General features: G+C 59.1%; 6 protein-coding genes. 1 reads left to right on the top strand and 5 read right to left on the bottom strand.

What is annotated here, in order from left to right:
• Positions 1–80: 80 nt before the first annotated feature.
• Positions 81–1,370 (bottom strand): extracellular solute-binding protein, encoded by a 1,290-nt coding sequence (locus ACYVNQ_RS17190; protein WP_460903756.1) that lies wholly within the window; start codon positions 1,368–1,370, stop codon positions 81–83.
• A gap of 299 nt (positions 1,371–1,669) precedes the next feature.
• Here ACYVNQ_RS17190 and ACYVNQ_RS17185 point away from each other — a divergent pair, with 299 nt between their 5' ends.
• Entirely contained in the window at positions 1,670–2,728 is a 1,059-nt protein-coding gene (locus ACYVNQ_RS17185; protein WP_460903755.1) for a LacI family DNA-binding transcriptional regulator, read from the top strand.
• 252 nt (positions 2,729–2,980) lie between these two features.
• On the opposite strand, the gene ACYVNQ_RS17180 is transcribed toward ACYVNQ_RS17185, so the two are convergent.
• The 4 genes from ACYVNQ_RS17180 to ACYVNQ_RS17165 form a co-directional block, all read right to left on the bottom strand.
• Complete coding sequence (locus ACYVNQ_RS17180; RefSeq protein ID WP_460903754.1) at positions 2,981–5,191, bottom strand: TonB-dependent receptor; 2,211 nt, start codon at positions 5,189–5,191, stop codon at positions 2,981–2,983.
• A 195-nt stretch (positions 5,192–5,386) separates the two neighbouring features.
• Positions 5,387–8,335: a bifunctional YncE family protein/alkaline phosphatase family protein gene (locus tag ACYVNQ_RS17175; protein WP_460903753.1), complete on the bottom strand. Its 2,949-nt coding sequence runs from the start codon at positions 8,333–8,335 to the stop codon at positions 5,387–5,389.
• 548 nt (positions 8,336–8,883) lie between these two features.
• A complete protein-coding gene (locus ACYVNQ_RS17170; RefSeq protein WP_460903751.1) occupies positions 8,884–10,236 on the bottom strand; it encodes an MFS transporter in 1,353 nt (450 codons plus the stop codon).
• A gap of 400 nt (positions 10,237–10,636) precedes the next feature.
• Entirely contained in the window at positions 10,637–12,124 is a 1,488-nt protein-coding gene (locus tag ACYVNQ_RS17165) for a SulP family inorganic anion transporter (RefSeq protein ID WP_460903750.1), read from the bottom strand.
• Between the last annotated feature and the right edge of the window lie 153 nt (positions 12,125–12,277).

The following is a 12,277-nucleotide window of genomic DNA, read 5'->3' as shown; positions in this document are numbered from 1 at the left end:
CGGAGGGAAGCACGATATTCACGAGCGTATCTGCCGGCCGGCGCGCGGCGGCGCCGGCCGGACTGTCCGGTTAGTCGCGTTCAGCCGCCGGCTTTCGCGGCGGTTTGCATGTGCTGCGCCGCCGCCTCGGGCGTCACCGACAGGCCGAACAGCGCCTGCGTGGTGTCCTTGTGCGCTTCGCCAAGACGCGGCGGCAGCGCCTGGTCGTACCAGAGCTGCACGTTCGGCGCATCGACGATCAGCGTCTGCAGCCGCTTGAGGAACGGGTCGTCGAGCGCGATGTTCTTGACCGGCGGAATCTTGCGGTCGCCTACGCGTGCCTGCATCGCGGTATCGTCGGTGAGGGACTGGATCAGCTTGAACGCAGCACCGGGATACTTGCACTCGCTCGAAATGCTCAGGAAGCCGTCGCCGACCGTGCCGATCACATCGCGCGGGTCGCCTTTACCGCCCGGTACGGCCGGAAACGGAAAGAAATCGAGCTTGCGCGAGAACGATGGGTTTTCGCTTTGAATCGTCGACGCTTCCCAGCCGCCCATCAGTTCCATCGCGGCGCGGCCTGCGTAGAGCAGGCGCCGCGATGCGCCGACGTCGTAGTCGAGACCGTTGAAGCCTTGCGCAAATGCACCGGTTTTCACCAACTGCTGAATGTACTTGCCGGCTTCGACGAATGCCGGATCGTTAAAGCCCTGACCGCTGCCATCGAGCGCGGCGCGGACGACGTCCGGGCCGCCGATGCGGTCGACGAGGTACATGTAATACATTGAACCGGTCCACTTGTTCTTGTTCGCAAGCGCGAATGGCGCGATACCGTGCGACGTGAGCACCTGCACGACGTGCATCAGCTCGGGCCAGGTGGCGGGCGGTTTGAGGCCGTATTGCTGAAAAATATCCTTGTTGTAGAAGATCACCGCGGCGGACGCGTTTTCCGCGGCCACGCCGTAAGTCTTGCCGTCGAATGTCACGGGCTTCCACGACGCAGGCAGAAAGCGATCGCGGTAGGCGGGGTCTTTTTGCAAGTACGGCGTGAGATCGAGGATCTGGCCAGCCTTCACATATTCGTGCAACGGGCCGCCGCCCCACGATTCGAACACGCATGGCGGCTGATTCGCACCGAACGCAACTTTCAGCTTGGTCTTGTACGCATCGTTGAGCACATGCGAGTTTTCAACCTTGTATCCGTTGTTCTGCTTCTCGAAACGATCGGACGCATCGCGCAAGATTTTGCTCGACGTAGCGTTGGTCTGCTGGTCCCATGCGGTGATGACCTTCGCTTCCTGCGCGTAGGCCGCATGGGGGATTGCGCCCAGTGCGACGAGCGAGCTCAACGCAACTACGCCCAACGCCTTCGATATTGCTGCATGCGCCATCTCGAAGTCTCCCGTCGTTAGAATTGATGCGAGGCAACGTTAGCCTTAACGTTGGCGATGTTAGTAACGACGCCGGCATGTCGCCAGATGAGGTTAACCCTCAAGCACAAGGCGGAATTACGCATCATGCATATTGGCGGTTTTGAAGCCTGAATTGTGGGTTGCATTGAACCTTCTGCGCGCCAGGCAAGTTTGCATTGCGGCCCGTGATCATTCGTTTAGAATGACTGCAAAGCGGACGTTACCGCTAACGAAATATGCGTATTACGCATGGACTTCGACCAGAATCCCGGCACCGCATGACCAAGGAAAACCCCACGCTGGAAGACGTCGCGCGACTCGCCGGCGTCTCGCAGATGACCGCATCGCGCGCGCTCAATGGCCGGCCCGGCGTGTCGCGCGAGACACGCGACGAGATACTGCGCATCGCGTCCGACATCGGCTATGTCGTCAATCGCACGGCGCAGAAGCTCTCGGGCGGGCGTAACGGCATCATCGGCATCATCACGCCGACGCTCGACACGCAATTCTCGAGCGAACTGATACTCGGCGCGGGCCGCGCAGCACGCGCTGCGGGTTGCGAAGTTCTGGTCTACACGATGTCGGACGAAGAGCGCCGCACGCATCACGATGTGCTCGGTCTAGTGCGGCAATTCTCCGATGCCGTACTGGCCATCCTGCCGCGCGAATCGCTGTGGGTCGATCTACTCGCTAAAGCGAATCTGCCAGTCGTGGTGATCGATCAGCGTGGGACGATGAACCGTTTGCCGTCGGTATCCGTCGACAACTACGGCGGAGCGCAGCTCGCGGTGGAACATCTGATCGAACTGGGCCATACGCGTATCGCGTTTCTCGGCGGCGGTGAGTCGATCGAAGGGGTGCGCGACCGGCAGCGCGGCTATCTCGATACATTGTCGAGGCATGGGTTGCCGCATACGCCAGAATGGATCGTGCCAGGCGACCTATCGCAGATGACGGCATTCGAGGTGGCGTCGGGCCTGCTCGCATTGCCCGATGCGCCCACAGCTATTTTCACGGCCAACGATCAAAGCGCGTTCGGCGCGATTGCGGCCGCGCGCGAGGCCCGGCTGCGCGTTCCGGACGACATCTCCGTGATCGGCTTCGACGATATTCCGATGGCCGAGCAGTTTCATCCGGCACTCACGACCGTGCGTCAGCCGTTTCAGCAAATGGCGAGTTCGGCGGTCAACACGTTGCTTGCGCAGGTCGCGGGACACAACGCAGCGCCGCAGCGCATCACGTTTGCGGCCGAACTGGTAGTACGCAAGTCGACCGGGCCCGCGCCCGCGCCCGCGGCGCGCCGCGGAGCGCGAAAGTCAGGCAAGCGGATGATGTAGAGGCGATCGGCCGTTCATCGCATGCGCTCGCTTCAGCGTCTGGCAGTCCGGTGCTCGAACGGCAGCGGCGCAAAGCGCCTGGCTCGTCGCTGCTTGCGGTCTACGGCGTGTGACGGCGCCAACATGCGATGCGGCATGGCGGCAACGGCGTCCTGATGTGGAAGCCGACCCGGGCGCGGGGATCGCCGGCCATCCAATGGTCCTGAAACTCACCCGGCGGGTCGCCAGGACGACCCGCCCTGAATCACTTCATCAAAAGTCCGCGTGCAGCGTAACGTAGGCGGCCAACGGCGGCCCAACGTAAGCGCCGACGACATTGGTGGCGATGAAGTAACGCTGATCAGTGACGTTGTTGATGTTCAGATCGATTCCCCAGTGCCGCTGCGAGTAACCAAACTGCACATTCTCGATCAGAGAGGCTGGCGCCCAATCGTAGCCGTTCGCAAAACCGTTCGTCATCCGGCTGATGTAATTGATGCCGGCCCCCGCATGAAAGCCCGCCATGCCGAAAAGGCTAAAGCGGTACGTCGTCCACAGATTCGCCATATAGGTGGGTACGCCCTGCGGGATCGTGCCGACCGCGCCCGGCGTGTCCTGGCTGTCAGTGATGCGCGCATGCTCGGCGGTGAAATTCGCATACACATGCCAGTTTGGTGTGAGATCCGCGTCGAGCGAAACTTCAGCGCCGCGCGTGCGCTGCGCATCGAACGTAATCTGATCGTCGCCAAACGGCGTCGCTACATGATCCCGCTTCACGTCGAACAGCGCGGTATTGAGCACGTAGCGCCCATCGTCGAATGCCCATTTCACACCGAGCTCGTATTGCAGCGCCGATTCTGGCGGCCCAATGGAAAACGCCGTGTTTTCGGAGTTAAAGTTCGCGAGGTAGCTGCGCGACACGCCGAAATACGGCGTCATCCACGGCGTGACCTTGTATAGCACCCCGGCGTTCCAGCTGGTCGGAGCATCGTTGCGCGTATACGTATTGCCTGGAACCAGCGTGATGCCGTCGTTGGCTGTGCGGTTCGGCTCGCCAGCGACCGGGTTCAGGGTCAGCGATGTGCCAAACCAGTCTTTGCGCACGCCTGCACGCACCTTGAACTGATCTGTCACGTCCACCTGATCCGTTGCGTAGAGGCTATAAAAGTTCGCACGCACGTGGTCGTTCTGACACGAGTGGGATGGCGCACACTGAAAGTTAAGGCTTGCGATGGAAGTCTCTGGAGGCGCCGGCGCAAAGATGTTGTCGATGTCCGGAAGATCCGCAGTGGTCTTCGCGCTATTGAGATCCTGGTCCAGATATTCAAAACCCGTCAGCAGCGTATGGTGGACGCTACCCGTCGAAAATTTCCAGACGGGCTCTAACTGGTAATCGAATGTGTTGAGCGAATCATCCTGATCGCGTAGCTGCCGGCCAGTGAATGTATTGCCTTTGATCTTCGCATGCGTGCTGTCGCCGTTGCTGAAAAAATCCAGCGTGTGGTGCAGGTAGGACAGACGATTGTTGACCGTCAGGTAGTCGCTGATGCGCCATTCGTCTGAAAGCGTGGCGCGCACGTAGTTGCCGTGTGCATTGGCGAAGGGTGTTGAATATTTAGCATCGAACGGAACGTTGCGGATAGGCGCGCCCTTGTTGTAAATCAGCCCATATGAATCGGGCGTGGCCATATAGTCTTGCGCGTCGAGGGAGAATTCGATCTTGTGATCGCCAATCTTCCATTGCAGATCGGGCCGAATTTCCTTGTTCCACGAGGCCAGATCGCGATAGCCGTCTGAGCGGCCGCCTCCGACGTCCAACCTGTAGTTCAGTCCGTCGATGCCAGTGGGGCCCGTGACGTAGCCAGTGGCGTTGACTGTGCCGAACGAGCCGGCCTGAACACTGCCGCCCCAGTGAAATTGCGCGGATGGCGTGTAGTGAATCAGGTTGATGGAGCCACCCGGAGGGCCGCTGCCGAGCAATGCTGAGCCCGGTCCTTCAAGCACTTCGATGCGTTCGACGCCCAGCAATGAGTGCGTCGGGCCATTGACCTGATCGCCATCCGAGAAACCGTCATCGTAGGTCTGCGCCTGCAGGCCGCGGATCATAAAGTGATCGGTAAATCCTTTTGAATCGGTGCCGCCGTAATTCACACCTGAGAAGTTGCCGTTGCGGATTGCCTGCTGCAACGATGTGGCACCTTGCTCGTCGAGAATTTTGCGCGGCACTTCCTGCACGCTCATCGGCAGCTCGCCGAGTGGAGTGCCGGTTTTGCTTACGTTGACGATCTGATCGGGATCGTTGACGTTGTTGGAAGTCGTGGTCAATTTCGATGCGTCGACAACGATCGGTTTTAATGTGGCTGGTGCTGACGGTTGTTGGGTGGTTGACGGTTGACTCTGTTGAGCTTGCACCGTTTTGCCAGGCACAAGGGTTACAAAGGCAACGGATGCTGCAATAGCGATTTTCGATGGGAGGGGATGCATATGTTTTATATCCATTTGGCAATGGAATGTCTTATGCGACGCGAAACTGACGATCGCGCGCATGGCTAGCCGGGGGATTGGAAAGGGTGGTTGCGCAACAAGGCAACCACCCGTGGCGACGCTTTACTCCAGATTGCGTGTATCAGGACAATCTGGTTTCATCCGATGCGTGGACGAAGCAACGTTACTGCTGGTTTAATCGTCGTCGCCGTCGTCGTCTGCCGTTGCTACCTTCGAGCTGTCGGCGGCAACCTTCGTGTAGATCGAGTGCGGTTCCGGATAAGGCCTGTTACCCATCACACCCTTCCACAGAACGTGGTTGAACAGCTCGGGCGGAATCCGGTCTTCTTTCGAGAAATCGAAGTCCTTCGTCGCATTCGCCCAGTACGTCGCATCATGTAGCGGATGGATGTCCGTACCTTCAGCAAACTGATTGCCGTCGTTTCCGCTCTTCGTTGCGCCCGTGGCCACGTTGCCGACGTTCGTGCCCTTCAGGATCGTCGATGCGACTGCCGTGTACGTCCACGCCCCGTTCCCCTTCGCTTCGAAAAGGTCGGCCATCGGTTTGGCATACGCAGTGTTCAGGTCGATGTGCTGTGTACCGAGCACGTCTTCCATGGTGCGGATCGCATTGACCTGCGTATAGTTGGTGCTGACGACGGCGTGCTTTTTCACGTACGCGCCAACCACATAGGCAGTCGAGCGGTGCGAATCGACGTGATCGGAACCGGCCTGGGAGTCGTCTTCCACCACTACGATCAGCGTGTCTTTTGCGTACGGGCTGTTCGCAACCGTTTCGACCAGCTTGCCAACCGCGAAGTCGTTATCCGCTTCTTCCTGCTCAGCGGAACCCATCTGGCCGACGTTCTGCGCAAAGCTGCCGGTGTGGTCTGCGCCCATGCGAACGAGCTCGAACGACGGCAACCCGCCATGTGCGACGTACTGCTGGAACTCGCGGTTCCATTCGAGTTCGCGGAAGGTGTCCGGATACGCCTGATCGAAACCGCGGTAGTACTCGTCCGTCCGGTTCACGAGCGTCGGCTTGACCGGGTGAGCCTGGACGATGTTCGCAGCGAACGGGTTGAGCAGAGGGCTGGCGATCGTGCCGATCGAGCCGACGTTGTTGACCATGCCGCCATAGTTGCGCACCGTGCCGCCGGCAGCCAGCACCGCGTCATAGATGTTGGCCCGCTGATAGCCGAACGGCGCATCGGGCACCGAGATATCGGCGATGCCCGGTAGCGCGTTGGCCGTACCGCCCGGCAGCGACGACGTGGCGGTGGTGTAGGCGCCATTCGACGCGGCGTCGCGCATCGCGGTGGTGGCCAGTCCAACCGGCAGGCCGCGATTGGCACCTTCGGATTCATACGACATGCCGCGCGTGACGCCGGCGTAGTTTTCCTGCTGCGAAACTTCCTCGGTCGGCGTGACGTGTGCGTGCTGCACCCACGACCAGCCATCCATCGAACCGTCGCCCGGATCCATGAAATTGTCGACCGTGACGAAGTTGTTGGCGATGTTGTGGAAGTTCGGCGTGGTGGCCTTGCCGTACATCGTCAACGTCGGATCGGCATTCGCGCCATTGCCGAGGTCGCCGAGGATCTGGTCGAACGTGCGGTTTTCCTTCACGACGTAGATCACGTGCCGGATGTGATCGCGCATGAACTGCATGGTCTTGCGATCGTTTTCCGACTCTTTCACCGAGTAGTGGTTGTTCTCGTCCACCTGGCTGGTGAGGCGGTCAAGCTCGTTGCCGCGCGGAACCGGCGCGCTAACCAGCGTGCTCTGCTCAAGACCGAACTGATACTGAGCCTGCGTGCCCGACGTGTAGAGCGGGTTCGGGCCGGTGACCGACTTGCCGTTGATGATGTACATGCGCGAACCATCGGCGCTCATCGTGATGTCTTTCGGCGCGTAGGCGGTCGGCATGAAGCCTTCGACGTGATAGCCGTTGTTGCCATCGTGCGAAATCACGGCGATCGAGTTGTCGCCGTTGTTGACCGCGTACAGCGTTCTGCCATCTCTGGAAACGGTCACGTTGACGGTGTCGCGGCCGCTGTACTTGCCGTCGTTGCCCTTGCCATGGTCATCGCCTCTGGTGCGGTCATCGCCCCAGCCGTGACCGTGATCGTGATCGTCGCCATCGCCACCGCCTGCATCGATCGCGAGGTCGATCGTCTTGTCGACCTTGTGATGCACCGTATCGATGACGGCGATCTGGTCAGCATTCGAGACCGCAACGTAGAGCTTCGACTCGTCGGGGGAAAAGGACATGCCGTAGGCATTGCCTTGCACCGGAATGCGTTTGATGAACTGGGGCAAGGCAGGATTCGACAGGTTCAACACCACGACTTCACGGTCACGCACCGACGAAATGAACGCGGTGCCATCGGACTTCAACGAAACGGCCCACGGGTACTCGCCGCCGGCGGCGCCCTGCTGGCCCGACGTGTTGAACGGACGCAGATCGTACTCCGACGTAAGCGTGTTCGAGCCTGTGTCGATGATGGAAATCGAATCGTTGTAGTTGTTGGCAACCACGAGCATCCGGCCGTCCGCGGAGAGCGCCAGGCCGCCGGCATTGGGCTTCACGCCCGAACCGATACCACTGCTGTGGCCCAGCGCGATGGACGCAGTCTGCGCCCATTGAGCCGCCGGAGCATTGGACGCACGGCTGTACACATAGACCTTGTCGTCAGCGCCGCCCGTACCGTACAGCGTTTGGTTCCCGTTCCAGACGAGTCCATCGAACGCGTTGTTCTGGTGAATCGCTTGCACCAGTTTCGGGGAGGCCCGGTTCGCGCCGGACACGTCATAGATGAAGATGTACTGGGTCGAATCGGTTTTATCCAGCGTACCGTTCTCGGAACCCGTGTAGACCGTGTTATAGCCAGCGGTGATCACGGCCAGCGTGTTGCCATCGGGGCTCAACTGCGACTTGATGGCGCCGCTCACGACCTGCGTCGGTTTGGCCGACAGTTGCGGGTTCAGCAACTGCGCTACAGCACCGGGAATGGCCATTGGGGAAATGAACTGGCCAGTGGGCAAAAGCTCCATGTTGCCTTGCGGAGCCGCCGTTGCCAGACCCAGACTACTCGCAAGCAAGCTGGCGGCAAGGCCAACCTGAATAACGCTGCGATCCATTGTGATTCTCCAGAGTGTCAAATCAGGAATTTAGATTTAAGCTATGCGTAATATTTTTGTTGGTTCATTGACTCTGAACCATCAAAAATACGTGCCGGCAGCGTAGTCGGTTGGGCGGGGTGATGTAGTTTGAGCTGCCAGCCCGGGCATTTACGCAGTGCGGAATGTCGGCGAAATGACATGAAGAATTAAAAATATTCCCCGGCTTAAGAAATTCTTAAGAATCGGTATTAATTTTCTTTCAATTTCCAGGGCGGAAAAATATACAATCGTCACATCGCTCATTTAGGAAGGCGATGTGGTTTGCGTATCGGGAAGTGCAAACCTTTTGGGTAAGGTTCTTTTATCGAGAGCGGAGCGTGCCCAAGGACAGAACCAGGCAGATCGAACAACTGGAGAGAGTAGGATTCGCAACCCGCGCAGCAGCGGATGTGCTCAATGAATAACGGACAGGCCAAAAACCGCCAGCGTCACGTTGACGCTGGCGGCATTGTGCGGGTTGCTCGCGCCACCCGCTCGTGAACCGCAACGACCAGATCCAGAGTGCGCTACTCCGCCGCGCTGCGGCGCTCCAACACCGCCTTCGGAATACACGTCAACAGCACAACGGCGCCAATCACAAGCAGCCCCGCCATTGCATAAAGCCCGCTAGCGAGACTGCCAGTCGTCGTCTTGAACCATCCAACAATGATGGGACTCACAAAGCCGCCTATCAGGCCGATACTGTTCGTCAACGCAAGACTGCCTGCCATCGCATCGGTCCCTGCAAAATAGGTCGAGCAGATTACCCAATACAGCGGCAGCGTCACATAAATCACCGTCGTACCGATGCTGAGTACCACGAGCGAAAGCGCAAGACTATGCTCGACAAAAGGAATCAGGCTCAGCATTGCCGCGCCCACCACCGAGCAGATAGCCAGATGCCACCGTCCTTCCAGACGTTTGTCTGCATGGCGGCAGATGAGCACCATGCCGATCGCACTTGCGCCGAACGGGATCATCGAATAGAGGCCGATAGAGAATACGTCATGGATGCCGGTACTTTTCAGCACGGTAGGCAACCAGAATCCGACCACATACACGCCACAGATGCAGGTGAAATAGGCCGCAGTCAAAATGTACAAGTTCGGGTCGCGCACCGCCTGCAGGAAGTTGTGAGACTTCGCATGGACCGCGCTTTCCAGCTCGGGGCGCAGGCCTTCGGTGATCACGTCGCGCTCATCCTTCGAGAGCCATTTCGCCTTGGCCGGAGAGTCGGTGAGCAACAGCGTGCACACAATGCCCAGCACAACCGCAGGGATGCCTTCGACCACGAAGAGCCACTGCCATCCGGCGAGGCCGAACACGCCTTGCAAGCTTTCCATCGCCCAGCCCGCGAGCGGGCCGCCGAGCAGGCCCGAGATCGGCATGCCCAGCATGAACAGCGCGATGACCCCGCCACGCCGCTTCTGCGGAAACCATTGGGTCAGCAGGAACAGTGCGCCGGGAACGAGTCCGGCTTCGAATGCGCCCAGAAGAAAGCGCATCACATAAAAGATCGCGGGACTGGATACATAAACCATCGCAATCGACACGAGGCCCCACGGAATCAAGATCCGCGTCAGCGTCGCGCGCGCGCCGATGCGCGTCAGAATCAGGTTCGAAGGAACCTCGAACAGCGAATAGCCGAGAAAGAACACGCCGGCGCCCAGACCGTAGACGGCATCGCTAAAGCCAAGCGCCTGTTTCATCTGCAACTGGGCGAAGCCAATGTTCGTCCGGTCCAGATAGGCGACGACATAGCACAGGAACAGAAACGGAATGAGACGCCACGCAACCTTTCGATAGGTCCTCGCCGCTTCGTCCGATTCAACGCCATCCAGACGAGGCAAGTCTTGTGTCGCGGAAGAAAATAGATTCATTCGCTGATTCCAATCAGAGTGCTTTGAATTTCAAGGGGGGCTTGAGACCGATGTCGAACTGCGTGTGCCGCCGCATGCCATGCCCGATCATCGGCTTGGTGGCGCGAACTGCTCAGCACATCGGACGAACACAGCGTTTGCATGCTGCATCTGCCGCGGCAGATTAGCAGCTTAGTCGGCTACGCGCACGAGCGCAGCCAATTAGCACGGCAATCAATAGATATTGAAAGCGTGTGTGAAAGCGCGTGTGAAAACACTCGAAGGCGAATTATCAGGGTTGCTTTAGGATTTCTTTGCTGTCCTCGACTCTCCAGCGTCGTTCGTGCCCAATTCCTTTCTGCTCGGGCCCGCTCGCGCTCGCTGAGTGACACCTGGATGCTAGATCGCGATTCAATCGACGTCAGACGTTGGTAAGGGAAACCCCAGCACGCTTGAGAATATGTTGATTGCGTGTTGAAAGGTTCGCGAATCGCAAACGCCTGCCGGCCTTTTGATAGCGGTCCCTCAGCGTTTCTAAAGCAACCACCGCAGAATGATCGGCCACATGCACATGCTGACAATCGACGACCACTTCGTCTGCATCGTTTTGGGGCAGAAACAGGTCCTGGAAATTCGCGGTTGATGCGAAGAACAAGGTGCCGTGCAGCACATAGGTTCGCGCGCCTTTACTGCTGTTTTTTACTTCGGCGCGAATTTCGCGTGCGTGCTGCCAGGCGAAGTTCAATGCGGCTATGACGATGCCGCACAGTACGGCAATCGCCAGGTCGGTGAAGACGGTGATGACCGTCACGGCGATGACCACCAGCGCGTCGTTCCGCGGAACCTTACCCAGAACCCGAAGCGATCCCCATGCAAATGTCTGCTGTGCGACGACAAACATCACTCCGACCAGCGCGGCCACCGGGATCCGCTCGATAAGCGGGGACAGGAAGAGGATAAACAGAAGGATCATGATGCCGCTCGTCGCGCCCGATACGCGGCTGCGCCCGCCGGAACTGAGGTTGATCATCGTTTGACCGATCATCGCGCAACCCGCCATGCCGCCGAACAGGCCCGAAACGACATTTGCCACGCCGAGTGCAAGACATTCGCGATTCGGTCGCCCACGGGTCTCGGTAATCTCATCGGTAAGATTGAACGTCAGCAGTGTCTCCAGCAAACCGACAATGGCCATCAGCAGCGCATAGGGGCAGACAATCCGGAAAGTCTCGAGGTCAAACGGTATCTGCGGCAGATGAAAACCCGGCAAGGCCCCCGCGATATGAGCCATGTCGCCCAGTGTCCGCGTGGGCAAATGCATCAGCTGGCTAAGCACTCCGACGCTGACAATCGCGACGAGGGCCGGCGGTACAGCTCTGGTGATTCGAGGCAGGAGGTAGACGATCAGCATTGTCAGCGCAACCAGCGCGCACATGATCGCCAACGGCATTCCTTGCAGCCATACATCCCCTTGGGGCGTCGCTCGCTTGAAATGCTCCAGTTGCGCCATGGCGATAATAATGGCCAGGCCATTCACAAATCCGATCATCACCGGATGCGGCACCATTCGAATCAGCTTACCCAGACGCAATAGCCCGAACAGCATCATCAGCACGCCGCTCAGGACGACGGCGGCAAGAAGATACTGGGCGCCGTGCTCGACCACGAGGGCGACGATAACGACCGCCATCGAACCCGCCGCGCCCGAGATCATGCCGGGCCTGCCACCGAAGATGGCGGTCAACGCGCAAATGATGAACGCGCCGTAAAGCCCCATAAGGGGATTCACTTGCGCGACCAGCGCAAAGGCGATGCATTCGGGGACGAGGGCAAACGACGACGTGAGGCCTGCAAGCACGTTACCGGGAAGGTTCGATAGCCACTGCTCCCGGAGCGATTGAATCATCATTACTTCTGTTCCGCCTTCAGATAAAAAGTAGCCGCTCGCGCCTATCAATCGCGCGAGGGGCTGAATGTGCCTGAAATTCCTCAGAATGTGAACGAATAATCCGGACACGGATGACGGCATCCACGCGGCATCCACGCGACATCCTCGCGAGGC

The sequence above is a fragment of the Paraburkholderia jirisanensis genome, assembly GCF_054782355.1.
Note: the sequence above shows the minus strand (reverse complement) of the source record. Positions and strands in the feature narration are given on the sequence as shown.